Origin of the sequence: Chromobacterium sp. LK11 (genome assembly GCF_001043705.1) — a bacterium.
Lineage (GTDB): Bacteria > Pseudomonadota > Gammaproteobacteria > Burkholderiales > Chromobacteriaceae > Chromobacterium > Chromobacterium alkanivorans.
Genome location: NZ_LDUR01000026.1, coordinates 31210 through 45436 on the forward strand (window position 1 = coordinate 31210; position 14227 = coordinate 45436).

Genomic DNA, 14227 nt, shown 5'->3' on the forward strand with positions numbered 1-14227 from the left:
GTTGGCGAGGAGGGGGCTAGGCGCGGCGCTTAGCAGCCGTCCAGCCCGCACATCGGCGGCAGGCCGACGGCGTCGGAGCGGGGGGCGGAGCCGAGCTGGGCCAGGTGCTGGCTGAACATCTCCGGTTTGCCCAGATAGGAGCCCAGGTCCAGCGCTTCGAAGCGGCCGTCCACTTCCAGCGCCGCGGACGGGAAGCCGTGCAAGCCCAGCCGGTTCATCAGCCGGCGGCTGTGGTCGATATGTTCGACGCTGCGCGCCAGGCCGCCGGCGTAGGCGTCGGCGAAGCGGTCGGCGGGCGCGCCCAAATCGGCGGCCAGCCGGGCGAGCACGGCGACGTCGGCGATCTCAAGCCCGTGCAGGTAATGAGCCGCCTGCGCGCTGGCCAGCATGGCCTGCGGCGGGATGCCCAATTCCTGCGCGGCCAGCACGGCGGCGATCGGCGGCGTCGAGTCCAAACGCGCGTCGCTGAGCAGCAGGCCGTCGAAGTAGGCGTCGCCGAAGGGCTGGCCGCTGAGGGCGGCGATGCGATGATCGTGCGGCATCACATAGCCGCGCCATTCCAGGTTCACGCGGCGGTTGTGCGGCGCGCTGAGCATGCCGCCGCCGTGCAGCGCCAGTTCGACTTCCGGCCGCGCGGCGGCCGCCAGCAGCAGCGGCGAGGCGCCGTAGCACCAGCCGCACAGCGGGTCGTAAAAGTAGTGCAGCCGGATCGCGGGGGCGTTTACCATTTCATCTCGCCCTTGTTGACCTTGGCGCCGATCTCCAGCGACATGTCTTCGCCCGCTTGCGGGAAGGCTTGCTTCATCGCCTGGATCAATTGAGCGCTATCGGCCGACTTGGCCAGATTCTGTTCGAAGCGCTGCAAATACAGACGGGTGAAGCGCACGGCGCTCAGATCGGTTTTGTCGCCCGCGTGCATATGGCCGGGCACCACGATCGCCGGTTGCAGCGCTTCCATTTCATCCAGTTGCTTGATCCAGGCCTGGCGTTCGCTCCGGCTCTGGGTGTCCGCGGTCCAGACGTGCATGCTGGGGGCGGTGACGCCGACATTGCCGACAATCGCGCGGATGGACGGAATCCACACATAGCCGCGGTGAGCCAGCACGCCGCGCGCGCCTTTGATTTCAAGCGTCTTGCCTTCCAGTTCCAGGCGTTCGCCTTTCAGTTCATCGGGCAGCAGCGGCACGCTGGGCGCGTTCGCGCCCATCTGCGGGCCCCAGTAGGCGATCTTGCCCTGGATATTGGCCTTGATCTTGGCCAGGGTGGGTCCGTTGCTGAGCACTTGGGCCTGCGGGAAGATTTTCTTCAGTTCGGCGGCGCCGAAGTAGTAGTCGGGATCGGCCTGGCTGATATAGATGGCTTTCAGCTGCTTGCCGCTGTCCAACACCTTGGCGGCGATGCGGTGGGCGTCGGCGCGGGTGAAGCCGGTGTCGATCAGGATGGCGTCTTTTTCGCCGCTGACCAGCACCGAGCTGACGTTGAAGCTATTGCCGTCGGCGTTGTAGATGGACAGCTTCAGCGGTTCGGCGGCGAGAGCGGCCGTCGCGGCCAGGGTCAAGGCGCCGGCGATCAGGGTTTGGCGAAACATCGATTCATTCTCCATAGGGCCCGGCGTCTATCGCCGGCGGTGGGTCGGTTGGATGGCGACGCTCACTATAAAACGCGCGCTTAATGGGAATAAACCATCTAAATCGCACTAAATTGTTGCTTGTTTCGATCCAATTGGAGCCGGGACCGTGGTGGCCCTGCCGCGCGTAGGCGCAGCCCGCCCGCGCGCCGCGGCAGCGGAACGCGTTGTCCGCTCTTAAGACAGTTGCTGCCAAGACGGACTGGATGGGCTATGTTTCAGCCATAAAAGCGCGAGGGCTGGAATGTCGGATGGGCGCTGGCTGTGGTGGCCTTGTTCTTGCTTGATGTTTGGTGCGCCGCGGCATGCAATTTTTGTCGGCTTGAGGCGTATTTTTGGGAGATTGTATCCATTCGAATCGCGAAAGCGATTGAATGTTGTAATGCGAATTCTTTGATGGAAGTCTTTTCGAAAGCGAACATACTTTGCGCCGAAGCATGATCAAAATCTGAAAAACGACCGGCCGGCCTAGGGTTTTCCTTTATCCGGAGAAATTCAAAACTTCTTTGGCCGGTTTCGTCTTGTTTTTCAGAAAAATGCATGAAAAACAATATGTTATATTGTTTTTAAATGGGCTTGATTTGGTGCCGTTTTAACCAATCTTTAAGATTGACAGTCGCTGGAATCCGCCTACATAATCCGTTCGCCTGTCTGACAGAATCCAAATAATCAAGGCTCGTCCGGGCACTCAAGAACAGGCAGCAGCCAATAAGAGGGGAAGCCCCGCAAGCTGCCGGTCGTCAATACAAAGGAGATCTCCCAACGTGGACATTTTTCTGCAACAAATCCTGAACGGTCTCGTTCTGGGTAGCATTTATGCGTTGATCGCATTGGGCTACACCATGGTGTACGGGATCATGGGGCTCATCAATTTCGCCCACGGCGAAGTGGTGATGTTCGGCGCCATGGTCACCATCTCCGTCATCAACGCCTTGTCCGGTTCCGGCCTGCCCGGTCCCGCCCTGGTGCTGATCGGCCTGCTGGTGGCGATTGCGGCCTGCATGCTGCTGGGCTTCACCGTGGAGCGCATCGCTTACCGTCCGCTGCGCGGCAAGCAAAGACTGGCGCCGCTGATCACCGCGATCGGCCTGTCCATCGTGCTGCAGCAGGTGGCCATCCTGATCTGGGGACGCAACTACATCCCCTTCCCGCAAATCCTCGACCATGACGTGGTGTCCTTCTTCGGCGCCAGCATCACCAAGCTGCAGATCACCATCATCGTGCTGTGTCTGGTGATCATGGCCGGCCTGTTGCTGATGGTGGAACGCACCAAACTGGGCCGCGCGATGCGCGCCACCAGCCAGAACCCGGCGGTGGCCGGCCTGATGGGCGTCAACGTCAACACCATCATTTCCGCCACCTTCGTCATCGGCTCCAGCCTGGGCGCGGTGGCCGGCGTGATGGTGGCCACCAACTACGAGCAGGCTCATTACTACATGGGCTTCATGATCGGTCTGAAAGCCTTCACCGCCGCGGTGCTGGGCGGCATCGGCAATCTGGGCGGCGCGGTGGCCGGCGGCTTGCTGCTGGGCATCATCGAAAGCCTGGGCGCCGGCTACATCGGCACGCTGACCGGCGGCTTCCTCGGCTCCAACTATCAGGACATCATCGCCTTCATGGTGTTGATCATGGTGCTGATTTTCCGTCCGTCCGGCCTGCTGGGCGAAAAGATGGCCGACCGTGCCTGATCCTGGAGACGACATATCATGACCATGGCACTCAATATCAACAAGATGGACACCGGTAAGAAAGTCGGCCTGTTCATGCTGTCCGCGGTGGCGATGGCGGTTCTGCCCTTCCTAGTGGGCGGCCTGCTGGGCAATTCCTGGGTCCGCATCGTCGACTTCGCCTTGCTCTACGTGATGCTGGCGCTGGGCCTGAACATCGTGGTGGGCTTCGCCGGCTTGCTGGACCTGGGCTTCATCGCCTTCTACGCCGTCGGCGCCTACACCTTCGCCTTGCTGGGCTCGCCGCATTTCGGCCTGCATCTGCCGTTCTACATCACCATCCCGCTGGGCGCGGTGCTGGCGGCTTTCTGCGGCATTTTGCTGGGCACGCCGGTATTGCGGCTCAAGGGCGACTATCTGGCCATCGTGACGCTGGGCTTCGGGGAGATCGTGCGCATCTTCATGAACAACCTGAACACCCCGGTCAACATCACCAACGGCCCGCAAGGCATCAACCTGATCGATCCGATCAAGGTGGGCGGCGTGTCGCTGGGCGAGACGATGAATGTGTTCGGCCTGAGCTTCCACAGCGTCTACCTCTACTACTATCTGTTCCTGGCCCTGACCGTGGGCGTGGTGATCATGGCCTGGCGCCTGCAGCATTCGCGCATCGGCCGCGCCTGGGTGGCGCTGCGCGAGGATGACATCGCCGCCGCGGCGATGGGCATCAACATCCGCAACATCAAGCTGCTGGCCTTCGCCTTGGGCGCGCTGTCCGGCGGCGTGGCGGGCGGCCTGTTCGCGTCCTTCCAGGGCTTTGTGTCGCCGGAATCGTTCAGCTTGCTGGAGTCCATCATGATTCTGGCGATGATCGTGCTGGGCGGCATGGGGCACATCCCGGGCGTGATTCTCGGCGCCGTGGTGCTGACCATCGCGCCGGAGATCCTGCGCGAAGTGATTGGCCCGCTGCAGATGAAAACCTTCGGCAAAATGCTGATCGATCCGGAAAACGCCCGCATGCTGTTGTTCGGCTTGGCGATGGTGGTGATGATGCTGGTGCGGCCGGAGGGCATGTGGCCGTCCAAGCGCCGCAAGGCCGAGTTCCGTGACGATAGAGAAGCCGCAGGGCAGAAAGGTTGAGCATGGCTGAAGTTTTGCTGAAGATAGAAGGCATCCATAAACGCTTTGGCGGCCTGCACGCGCTCAACAATGTGGCGCTGACCATCAACAAGGGCGAGATTTACGGCCTGATCGGCCCCAACGGCGCGGGCAAGACCACGCTGTTCAACGTGCTGACCGGCCTGTACGTGCCGGACGAGGGCGCGTTCGAGTTCGACGGCCACAATCTGTTCCAGCAGAAGCCGCACGTGGTGGTGGCCGCCGGCATCGCGCGCACCTTTCAGAACATCCGTCTGTTCGCCGAAATGACGGCGCTGGAAAACGTGATGGTGGGCCGCCACATTCGCTCCAAGGCCGGCGCTTTGGGCGCGGTGCTGCGCGACAGGCGCACCATGGCCGAAGAAAAGGCGATCACCGACAAGGCTTGGGAGCTGCTGGAGTACGTGGGCATCGCCGACGTCGCGCATGAGCGCGCCCGCAATCTGTCCTACGGCCACCAGCGACGCTTGGAAATCGCGCGCGCGCTGGCCACCGAGCCCAAGCTGTTGGCGCTGGACGAACCGGCCGCCGGCATGAACCCGCGCGAAACCGAGGAGCTGAAGGCCCTGATGTCCAAAATCCGCGCCGGAGGCGTGACCGTGCTGCTGATCGAGCACGACGTCAAATTGATGATGGGCCTGTGCGACCGGATCGCGGTGCTGGATTACGGCAAGAAGATTGCCGAAGGCGTTCCCGAAGAGGTGCGCAAGAACCCGAAAGTGATCGAGGCTTACCTGGGAGCGGCACACGCATGAGCATTTTGGAAGTCAAAGACCTGCAAGTGGCCTATGGCGGCATTCAGGCGGTCAAGGGCATCGATTTTCACATCGAGCAGGGCGAGCTGGTGACCCTGATCGGCGCCAACGGCGCCGGCAAGACCACCACGCTGAAAACCCTGGTGGGCATGGTGAAGAAATCCGGCGGCAGCATCCACTACGACGGCAAGGAGATTTCCACCATCGCGCCGCACAACTTCGTGCGTCACGGCCTGGCCATGGTGCCGGAAGGCCGCGGGGTGTTCGCCAAGCTGACGGTGGAAGAGAACCTGTTGATGGGCGCTTACTATCGCGACGACAAGGCCGCGATCCTGAGCGAGGCCGAACGGGTGTACGAGCTGTTTCCGCGGCTGAAGGAGAGGCAGAAGCAACTGGCCGGCACCCTGTCCGGCGGCGAGCAGCAGATGGTGGCCATGGGCCGCGCGATGCTGTCCAAGCCCAAGCTGCTGCTGCTGGATGAACCGTCCATGGGCCTGGCGCCCATCATCGTGGAAAAGATCTTCGAGATCATCCAGATGGTGGCCAAGGAAGGCGTGACCATGCTGCTGGTGGAACAGAACGCCAAGCTGGCGCTGGAAGTGTCGCAGCGCGGCTACGTGATGGAAAGCGGCCGCATCACCATGAGCGGTCCGGCCAAGGACCTGCTCAACGACGAACGCGTGCGCAACGCCTACCTGGGCGAGTAAGTCCGCGCCGCACCGTCAAACCCCGGACCCGTCCGGGGTTTTTTGCTTTCAGGACGCGGCTTCGATGGCGGCTTGCAACATGGCCTGCACGCCCGGATGTTGCAGCCGGCGGCGGTTGGCGATGGCGTAATAGTGCTCCCAGACGCCGTCGACCTCGCCCAGAGCCTGCGGCGCGTTCGCGTCGCCGCCGCTGGGCGCCGTGCTGGGAAACAGGCCGAAGCCCTGGCGGCCGAAGGCGTCCAGCAAGGCGCCGTCGTCGAACTCCGCTACGATGTCCGGTTTGATCCGGCGCTCTTCAAACCACTGGTCCAGCTGGCTGCGCAGCACATGGTGGCGGCTGGGCAAGAGCATGGGCGCCTGGTTCAGGCTGGCGGGGAAGCCTTCGGCGTAGCGCCGCCACAGCCCTGCCGCGCCGGCTATCATCACCGGGCAGCGCATCAGCAGCCAGGATTGGAAGGGCTGGGATCCGCCGGCCGTCATCGGCCGGTCCGCCAACACCACGTCCAGCCGGTGGCGGGTCAGGTCGGCCAGCAGCTCGTCGAAATCGCCTTCGCCGCATTGCAGCCTGACCTTGGCGTCCAGCCGCAGCGCCGGTTCCAGCAGCTTGAGCGCGATGGCCTTGGGCAAGACGTCCGAGATGCCCGCCGCCAGGCGTATGGTCTTGTCCAGCTGCGCGTCTTCCAGCGTTTCCTGCAATTCCTCGCCCAGCATGAAAATCTGGTCGGCGTAGCGCAGCGTCACATGGCCGGCTTCGGTCAGAACCAGCTGGCGTCCTTGTTGTCGGAACAAGGTTCGCTCCAGGCTCTGCTCCAGCCGCGAAATCTGGCCGCTGACGGTTTGGGCGCTGACGCCCAATTGTTCCGCCGCGCGGGTGACGCCGCCGGCGTGGGCGACCGCCCAGAAGTAATGCAGATGCTTGAAGTTGATCCGTTCGGACATAATGGTTCGAAAAAACTTGATGTATTTTCTGATTATATTTGATTTTTTCCGAGGGACGCAGCGTCTAGAATGCACTGTGTCGGGCGTTCCGCGGAATGCCGTCGAATTCAACGCAAGGGCCAACACCATGAAACGAGTCATCCTATTAATCGCCACCAACATCGCCGTGATGGTGGTGCTGAGCATCGTGGCCAGCTTGTTGGGGCTGAACCGCTACATGACGGGCAACGGCCTGAACCTGGGCACCTTGCTGGGCTTCGCCGCGGTGATGGGCTTCGGCGGCGCCTTCATCTCGCTGATGCTGTCCAAGACCATGGCCAAGTGGAGCACCGGCGCGCGCGTGATCGAAACGCCGAGCAACGACACCGAGCGCTGGCTGGTGCACACCGTGCAGAAGCTGGCCAGCCGCGCCAATCTGCCGATGCCCGAGGTGGCGGTGTACGAGGGCGAGCCCAACGCCTTCGCCACCGGCCCGAGCAAGTCCAATTCCCTGGTGGCGGTGTCCACCGGCCTGCTGGCCTCGATGACGGAAGAAGAAGTGGAGGCGGTGCTGGCCCATGAGGTCGCCCACATCCAGAACGGCGACATGGTGACGCTGACGCTGATCCAGGGCGTGGTCAACACCTTCGTGTTTTTCCTGGCGCGCGTGGTCGGCTACCTGGTGGACAACTTCCTGCGCCGCAACGACGAAGAGTCCAGCGGCCCGGGCATCGGCTACATGGTTACCGTGATCGTCTGTGAGATCGTGTTCGGCATCCTGGCCTCCGCCATCGTGATGTATTTCTCGCGTCAGCGCGAATTCCGCGCCGACGCCGGCGCGGCCACGCTGCTGGGCGGCGCGCGTCCGATGGTCAACGCCCTGCGCCGCCTGGGCGGCGTCGCCGCTGGCGATCTGCCGCAGAACATGGCCGCCTCCGGCATCTCCGGCGGGCGCGGCGGCCTGATGGCGCTGTTCTCCAGCCACCCCAGCATCGAGGAGCGCATCGGCGCGCTGGAACACGGTCGTTAAATCTTGACCCGCCTCCGCGGCAGCGGGGGCGGCGTGTGTGAATTCAGGCCCCGGGGCGGCTCGCTCGGCCCGGGGCCTTTCTATTGCCGAAAGGAATGCTTATGGAATGGTTGAACGCCGGTTTTGCCGGCTATCCCTTGTGGGTGTGGTTGATGTTCATGGCCATCGTGCTGGCGCTGCTGGCTTTTGATCTGGGCGTGCTGCACAAGGAGGAAAAAGAGATCGGGGTCAAGGAAAGCCTGCTGTTGTCGGCTTTCTACATCGGCGTCGGCCTGGCCTTCGGCGGCTGGATCTGGTGGTATCAGGGCGCGGACGCCGGCATGCAGTATCTGACCGGCTATGTGGTGGAGAAGTCGCTGTCCATGGACAACGTCTTCGTGATGTCGCTGATCTTCTCCAGCCTGGCGGTGCCGCGCTTGTATCAGCACCGGGTGCTGTTCTGGGGCATCCTCGGCGTGATCGTGATGCGGGCCGTGATGATAGGCCTGGGCGCGGCGCTGGTGGCGCAGTTCCAGTGGGTGCTGGTCCTGTTCGGCCTGTTCCTGATCGCCACCGGGATCAAGATGCTGTTTTCCGACGACGAACACGCGCCTATCCAGGAAAACCGCATGTATCAGTGGCTGCGCGGTCATCTGCGGCTGACGCCGGACTTGCACGGCAAGCAATTCCTGGTGCGCGGCGAGGCGCATGGCCTGGCGCGCGGCTGGTGGGCGACGCCGCTGTTGCTGGCTCTGATCATGGTGGAGAGCGCCGATCTGGTGTTCGCGGTGGACAGCATTCCGGCCATCTTCGCCATCACCCAGGACCCGTTCCTGGTCTACACCTCCAACATCTTCGCGATCCTGGGCCTGCGCGCGCTGTATTTCGCGCTGGCGGCGATGGTGCATCGCTTCCATTATCTGAAGTACGCCTTGTCGCTGGTCTTGGTGATGATAGGCGTCAAGGTGGGCTTGGTGTTCTTCAACGACGTGGGTTGGGTGACGTTCAAGATTCCCACCGCCTGGTCCTTGGCGGCGACGCTGGGCCTGCTGCTGGCCGGCGTGCTGTATTCGCTGCACAAGACGCGCGATCAGAACCCCAATGATTGAGGCGGAGCCGGAGCATGGCTCCGGCGGGGAAAGAGAAACCGGCCACGCGCATTGCGCCTGGCCGGTTTTTTGTAAACCTTGTGTAAACCTTTCTCATTTGCCCACGATTTCTCCCTCAGCCCGGCGGGCGGGCGCGGTATCCTTAGAGCCGCTAACCAAACCACGTAGAGAAGCTGAGCCAAGGCGCGCCGACGCAGGCAGCACCCATAGTACGACAAGGAGGCGCAATGCAGGATCAGGGGTTTTGTTAGCGGGTCTTATAATAAAGCCGTAATGGAGATGAGCTGTTATGACTGTCGATTTGCCAAGATTGCTGGTGGTGGATGACGACCCCGATCTGCGCGATCTGCTGCGCGACTATCTGGGCAAGCAGGGCTTCGCCGTCGACGCCGTCGGCGACGGCCAGGCCATGCATCAGGCAATCGCCGCGCAGAACTACAATATGTTGATCCTGGATCTGATGCTGCCGGGCGAGGACGGGCTGACGCTGTGCCGCAACCTGCGCGAACGTTCCTGCATGCCCATCCTGATGCTGACCGCGCGCGGCGACGAGCTGGACCGCATCATCGGCCTGGAGATGGGCGCCGACGATTATCTGACCAAGCCGTTCAGTCCGCGCGAGCTGCTGGCGCGGATCAAGAGCATTCTGCGCCGGGTATCGGATCAGCCGGCGAATGCGGCCAGCGTGCGCCGGCTGAGCTTCGCCGGCTGGACGCTGGACTTGAACGCCCAGCATCTGCTGGATGAGGCAGGCGTGGTCACCCCGTTGTCCGGCGGCGAGTTCAAGCTGCTGCAGGCCCTGGCGGAAAACGCCAACGCGGTGATGTCGCGAGATCAACTGATGGAAGCGATGAACGGCAAGGAAGCCGGCCCCTTCGACCGCACCGTGGACGTGATGATAGGGCGGGTGCGCCGCCGGCTGGGCGAGGACGCGCGCGAACCGATGCTGCTCAAGACCATACGCAGCGGCGGCTATATGCTGGCCTGCGAGGTGGAAGCGCTGCGATGAAGTGGTTGCCGCGCACGCTGTACGGCCAGATTTTGCTGACGCTGGTGGGCGGGCTGCTGCTGGCCAACGCCTTGGGCATCTATTTCATTCTCAGCGACCGCGATCGCCTGAGCAATTCCTTGCGCGTGCAGTACACCGCGCAACACATCGCCGACATCGTCAATCTATTGGACGAGTGCCCAAGCAAATACCGGGAGCAGGTGATCTCCGCCTTGAACCAGCCCACGCTGCTGGTGCGCATGGACCGCTTCTGGGAACGGCCGGAGCATCAGCTGAGTCTGCATGGCCGCTCGTTTCAGCAATTGATCAAGCGCGATCTGATCAAGCCTTACCCGCTGCAAGTGCTGTCCAAGCAGCAGGACTCGTCGGCGGGCGGCCGCGCGGCCTTGATCGATAGGGTGGGAGGACTGGGCTTGAAAAACTTCACGCCTACGCGGGACGCCGGCGTCGCCGGCTCCATTGTCAGCGAGGAGTTGACCGCGCTGGGCCCGCTGGCCGAATTCAAGACCCATCTGGCCACGGTGCAGGCCAGGCTGAGCGACGGCACGGTGCTGACCTTCAACGCTTCGCGGCCGATTTCGCTGGCCGATCAACCCATCCGCATTCTGGCCTGGCTGCTGCTGGTGGCCTTGACGGCCTCGATTCTGGGCGCTTGGGCGGTGCGGCAGCTGATCCGGCCGCTGGACCTGTTCGCGCGCGCGGCCCGGGGCCTGGCCAGCAACCTTAACCAGGCGCCCCTGCCGGAGACCGGTTCCGAGGAGGTGGCGGAAGCCGCCAGAACCTTCAACCGGATGCAGACCGAGCTGCAGCGCCTGCTGAAAACCCGCAATCAGATGCTGGCCGGCGTCTCGCACGACCTGCGCTTGCCGATCACCCGCATCCGCCTGCGTCTGGAGGGGCTGGCCGAGTCGTCGGAAAAACAGGCGATCGAGCGCGACCTGCTGGAGATGGACCAACTGATCAATGATTCGCTGACCTATCTGCGCGGCGGTTGCGGCAGCGAGCAGGTGGTGAAGCTCAACCTCAACGCCTTGCTGGAAAGCGTGGCGGAGGATATGGAGGCTTTCGGCGCCGACATCCAGCTGCACGGAGAGCCGGTGGCGCCGGTGGCCGGCAAGGTCGGCGCCTTGCGCCGTTGCCTGGGCAATCTGCTGGAGAACGCGCGCCGTTATGGCGGCGCGGGAATCGAGGTCAGCCTGCGGCAGCGGGAGGACTGGGTGGAGGTGTGCATTCAGGATCAGGGGCCGGGCATCGCCGAGGCCGATCTGGAGCGGGTGATGGAGCCTTATGTGCGCTTGGAGGACTCCAGGGCGCGCCATACCGGAGGCAGCGGTCTGGGTCTGGCGATCGCGCGGGCGATTGCGCGGGACCACGGCGGAGACCTCAAGCTGAGCAACCGGCCGCAAGGCGGTTTGTGCGTGCGGCTGACCTTGCCCGCCGGGCATTGACGGCGCAGATCTTGCCTCCAGCCGCGTTTGCGCGGCTTTTTTCTTGTCTGCGTGTTTTGCAGTGTTGAGAACGCGGCATGAGCCGCCGGCGTCTTTGTATCTGCGCAATTCTCAAAATTTACGATGTATTCACACTCTATTTACATTAAAGCCGTATTGTAAATGGACATTTACAAAGTGATTGATTACAATCAGTGTCAGAATTCACTGATACAGATTCTTTTTCGATTCTTTGAGTTCGAGTCAAGTCTATCCAATCTTCTGCCCGCCGCGTGCGGGCATTTTTTTGCTCAAATGCTTGTGGTTAATGAATTTTAACAAGTTGAGAGTGAAACTTAGCTTGAGCGTTTCAGTCTGATTGCCTGAAGTCTGATGTTGTTTTTTTGACACTACTGTTGTTTAATGACCACAAGTTTGCATGGCTAGTTGCAAATGTGAAACACAACAACTAGTATTCGCTCACTTCCTAAGTAAACAAGAAGGATAGCCACATCATGAAAAAAAGTCTGATCGCTTTGATGGTTGCCACCCTGCCGGCAGCCGCTTTCGCCGACGTAACCGTGTTCGGTACCATCAAGGGCGGCGTTGAATACGTCGACAGCAGCAAGGGCACCAAGCAAACCAATATCGACGACCTGGGTTCCCGTATTGGTTTCAAAGGCAATGAAGATCTGGGCAATGGCCTGAAAGCCATCTGGCAAGTTGAAACCGGCTTCGGCATCGACGGCCAGAGCCGCACCGGCGAAAGCAGCGGTTCCTTCGCCAGCCGCGAATCCTTCGTGGGTCTGTCCTCCAACTTCGGTACCTTCCGTCTGGGTCACCTGGCCAACTACGGCGAGTCCGACATGGCTCAAGTTAACCCGTGGGAAAGCAGCAGCAACGCGCTGCAACTGAATGCCTTCACCCGCGGCGACGGCTATGTTAAGAACGCCGTGCGTTTCGACACCCCGGAATTTGCTGGCTTCCAAGCCGCCTTCCTGTACGGCACCAAGGAAGACAAGCGCGGTTTCGATAGCAACGCTAACGCTGTTCAGAACAACGATCGCGAAACCTACAACCTGGGCCTGTCCTACGAGAACAGCGGCTTCTTCGGCAAGTACCAGTACATCCACGAAAGCCCGGTTACCGTTGCTCAGAGCGGTGGCAGCAAGGCCAACAACAAGCACCGCATCGAAGCCGGCTACAACGCCAACAACATCTTCGTGGCGCTGGGCTATCGCAATGACAAGGGCGACGCCACCGTGACGCCGGAGTACTTCTTGGCTGACTTGGGCACCGCTACTGACGGTCGCAAGTACGAATCGCAAGAATACGCGCTGACCGCCGGCTACCAGATCGGCGCCTTCATGCCCAAGTTCACCTACGCTCAGTCCAAAGACGCGAAGATTGACGGCGTGAAGAAAGATAACAGCGGCTACAAGCAGTACCTGCTGGGCGTTGACTACAGCCTGTCCAAGCGCACCACCGTGGGCGCTCAGTACGGCGAAATCAAGGCTGACAGCGCTTACCTGAAGAGCAATGGTCAGTCCACCGACAAGATCAAGGCTTTCGGTCTGAACGTCGTACACAAGTTCTAAGCGTTACGGGCTAGACGTAAAGCTGCGAACAGTTTGGAATGCCGCCCCTGGCAACAGGGGCGGCATTTTTCATGTCCGGCGCTCGGCAAGCGGCTCGCCGTGGGCGGCGACGAGGTCGTCGACGAAGGCCTGCAGTGTCGGATTGGGATGGCCGCGTTTGCGGGTGACCAGTTGGAATTCGGCCAGATAGCGCCAGCGCGCCGGGTCCAGCGCTCGCAGCAAGTCCCGCTCCGCCAGCGGCGTGGCATAGTGTTCCGGCAAAAAGCCCAGATGATGGCCGGACAGAATCAGGGCGGCGATCGCCTCCATATTGTCGGCGCGGGCGCTGATGCGCCAATCCGCCGCCGGCAGCCTGGTGTCCGGCAGCGGATAGCTGCGCCAGGCCCAGTCGTGCGCGGCCAGATCGGCGGGACTCAGCGCTCCGGCTTGTGGGAACAGCGGATGGTCGCGACCGCAGTAGGCCTGCTGCTGTTCGACGAACAGTGGTTGGTAATCAAGCTGCGGCGCGCGATGCCAGCAATAGCCGATGCCCAGATGAATGCCGCCCGACAGCAAGGCCTCCTCCAGGCCGCCCGGCGGCAGCATGGACAGAATCAATTCCACCGCTTGCGGCCGCGCGCGAAAGCGCCGGATCGCCGTCGACAGCCGCGCGTTGGCGCCCAGCGCGGTATGGCCGATCACGCCGATGCGCAATTGCCCGACCAATTGCCGGTCCAGCTGTCGGGCTTCCTGGCAGAACATTTCAATCGACTCCAGCAGTTGCCGGCTGGCGGCCAGCAGACGTTCGCCCTTGGCCGTCAGCGCGAATCCGCCGCGGCCGCGCTCGCACAGTCGATAGCCGAGCCGGGTTTCCAGCGCCGCCAGCTGATTGCTGATGGTGGATTGGCTGGTGTTCAGCGCGCCTTGCGCGGCGGAGACGCCGCCGGCTTCGACCACGGCTTGGAACACTCGGATCAGCCGCAAATCCATATCGCTCAAGGTATTGATCATGGGCCTCCGCGCCGGTAGGCGCTATGCGTGGAAACAGGCTGATTAATACATTCATTTTCATTCATGTAAACCGTGGCGCTTGATGATGTTAGCCGGGGCGGCGGCCGCATAGACTGCTTCGACCCGATCAACTAAAAACCTGCTTACGATCTGCTGCGCGTCGTGACACGTGGCGCGGCGGGTACAGCTTAGAAACGCTCATGTACCACGAGTCCATTCCGCTTTCTCAGCCGTTTTCGCCTTGTCTCGCCTT

The 14227-nt window shown here is 62.0% G+C and carries 14 protein-coding genes; 9 read left to right on the forward strand and 5 right to left on the reverse strand.

From position 1 onward, the window contains the following. Positions 1-29: 29 nt before the first annotated feature. The 3 genes from VK98_RS15595 to VK98_RS23810 form a co-directional block, all read right to left on the reverse strand. Complete coding sequence (locus VK98_RS15595) at positions 30-728, reverse strand: DsbA family protein (RefSeq protein WP_048414923.1); 699 nt, start codon at positions 726-728, stop codon at positions 30-32. Further along, entirely contained in the window at positions 722-1588 is an 867-nt protein-coding gene (locus VK98_RS15600; protein WP_048414924.1) for an MBL fold metallo-hydrolase, read from the reverse strand. The genes VK98_RS15595 and VK98_RS15600 overlap by 7 nt, the downstream gene beginning before the upstream one ends. A gap of 257 nt (positions 1589-1845) precedes the next feature. Beyond that, a complete protein-coding gene (locus tag VK98_RS23810; RefSeq protein ID WP_156187903.1) occupies positions 1846-2169 on the reverse strand; it encodes a hypothetical protein in 324 nt (107 codons plus the stop codon). A 222-nt stretch (positions 2170-2391) separates the two neighbouring features. Between VK98_RS23810 and VK98_RS15605 the strand changes: the two genes are divergently transcribed. From VK98_RS15605 to VK98_RS15620, 4 genes are read left to right on the forward strand one after another with little or no spacing between them, the layout of a single operon-like run. Continuing rightward, positions 2392-3315, forward strand: coding sequence for a branched-chain amino acid ABC transporter permease (locus VK98_RS15605; RefSeq protein ID WP_043594245.1), 924 nt, complete (start codon positions 2392-2394; stop codon positions 3313-3315). 18 nt (positions 3316-3333) lie between these two features. Continuing rightward, positions 3334-4434: an ABC transporter ATP-binding protein gene (locus VK98_RS15610; protein WP_019101278.1), complete on the forward strand. Its 1101-nt coding sequence runs from the start codon at positions 3334-3336 to the stop codon at positions 4432-4434. Positions 4435-4436: 2 nt separating this feature from the next. Further along, positions 4437-5207 carry an ABC transporter ATP-binding protein gene (locus tag VK98_RS15615; RefSeq protein WP_019101279.1) on the forward strand — a complete coding sequence of 257 codons (771 nt, stop codon included), beginning with the start codon at positions 4437-4439 and terminating at the stop codon, positions 5205-5207. Then, positions 5204-5914, forward strand: coding sequence for an ABC transporter ATP-binding protein (locus tag VK98_RS15620; protein ID WP_048414925.1), 711 nt, complete (start codon positions 5204-5206; stop codon positions 5912-5914). The genes VK98_RS15615 and VK98_RS15620 overlap by 4 nt, the downstream gene beginning before the upstream one ends. Positions 5915-5962: 48 nt before the next feature. On the opposite strand, the gene VK98_RS15625 is transcribed toward VK98_RS15620, so the two are convergent. Further along, the gene (locus VK98_RS15625) at positions 5963-6853 is read right to left on the reverse strand and encodes a LysR family transcriptional regulator (RefSeq protein ID WP_019101281.1); all 891 of its coding nucleotides are present in this window, start codon (positions 6851-6853) and stop codon (positions 5963-5965) included. 127 nt (positions 6854-6980) lie between these two features. Between VK98_RS15625 and htpX the strand changes: the two genes are divergently transcribed. The 5 genes from htpX (at position 6981) to VK98_RS15650 (ending at position 12984) form a co-directional block, all read left to right on the forward strand. Then, the gene (gene htpX, locus VK98_RS15630) at positions 6981-7862 is read left to right on the forward strand and encodes a protease HtpX (protein WP_048414926.1); all 882 of its coding nucleotides are present in this window, start codon (positions 6981-6983) and stop codon (positions 7860-7862) included. 101 nt (positions 7863-7963) lie between these two features. Next, positions 7964-8950, forward strand: coding sequence for a TerC family protein (locus VK98_RS15635; RefSeq protein ID WP_048414927.1), 987 nt, complete (start codon positions 7964-7966; stop codon positions 8948-8950). A gap of 289 nt (positions 8951-9239) precedes the next feature. Next, positions 9240-9959 carry a response regulator gene (locus VK98_RS15640; protein ID WP_048414928.1) on the forward strand — a complete coding sequence of 240 codons (720 nt, stop codon included), beginning with the start codon at positions 9240-9242 and terminating at the stop codon, positions 9957-9959. Then, positions 9956-11407 carry an ATP-binding protein gene (locus VK98_RS15645; protein WP_048414929.1) on the forward strand — a complete coding sequence of 484 codons (1452 nt, stop codon included), beginning with the start codon at positions 9956-9958 and terminating at the stop codon, positions 11405-11407. Before VK98_RS15640 ends, VK98_RS15645 begins: the two co-directional genes overlap by 4 nt. A gap of 494 nt (positions 11408-11901) precedes the next feature. Then, entirely contained in the window at positions 11902-12984 is a 1083-nt protein-coding gene (locus VK98_RS15650; RefSeq protein WP_053077422.1) for a porin, read from the forward strand. Positions 12985-13053: 69 nt separating this feature from the next. On the opposite strand, the gene VK98_RS15655 is transcribed toward VK98_RS15650, so the two are convergent. Continuing rightward, positions 13054-13974 (reverse strand): LysR family transcriptional regulator, encoded by a 921-nt coding sequence (locus VK98_RS15655; RefSeq protein WP_048414930.1) that lies wholly within the window; start codon positions 13972-13974, stop codon positions 13054-13056. Between the last annotated feature and the right edge of the window lie 253 nt (positions 13975-14227).

Coding starts and splice junctions, on each gene's coding strand:
- VK98_RS15595 (WP_048414923.1), bottom strand. CDS start 728: ATGGTAAACGCCCCCGCGATCCGGCTGCACTACTTTTACGACCCGCTG.
- VK98_RS15600 (WP_048414924.1), bottom strand. CDS start 1,588: ATGTTTCGCCAAACCCTGATCGCCGGCGCCTTGACCCTGGCCGCGACG.
- VK98_RS23810 (WP_156187903.1), bottom strand. CDS start 2,169: ATGCATTTTTCTGAAAAACAAGACGAAACCGGCCAAAGAAGTTTTGAA.
- VK98_RS15610 (WP_019101278.1), top strand. CDS start 3,334: ATGACCATGGCACTCAATATCAACAAGATGGACACCGGTAAGAAAGTC.
- VK98_RS15615 (WP_019101279.1), top strand. CDS start 4,437: ATGGCTGAAGTTTTGCTGAAGATAGAAGGCATCCATAAACGCTTTGGC.
- VK98_RS15620 (WP_048414925.1), top strand. CDS start 5,204: ATGAGCATTTTGGAAGTCAAAGACCTGCAAGTGGCCTATGGCGGCATT.
- VK98_RS15625 (WP_019101281.1), bottom strand. CDS start 6,853: ATGTCCGAACGGATCAACTTCAAGCATCTGCATTACTTCTGGGCGGTC.
- htpX (WP_048414926.1), top strand. CDS start 6,981: ATGAAACGAGTCATCCTATTAATCGCCACCAACATCGCCGTGATGGTG.
- VK98_RS15635 (WP_048414927.1), top strand. CDS start 7,964: ATGGAATGGTTGAACGCCGGTTTTGCCGGCTATCCCTTGTGGGTGTGG.
- VK98_RS15640 (WP_048414928.1), top strand. CDS start 9,240: ATGACTGTCGATTTGCCAAGATTGCTGGTGGTGGATGACGACCCCGAT.
- VK98_RS15645 (WP_048414929.1), top strand. CDS start 9,956: ATGAAGTGGTTGCCGCGCACGCTGTACGGCCAGATTTTGCTGACGCTG.
- VK98_RS15650 (WP_053077422.1), top strand. CDS start 11,902: ATGAAAAAAAGTCTGATCGCTTTGATGGTTGCCACCCTGCCGGCAGCC.
- VK98_RS15655 (WP_048414930.1), bottom strand. CDS start 13,974: ATGATCAATACCTTGAGCGATATGGATTTGCGGCTGATCCGAGTGTTC.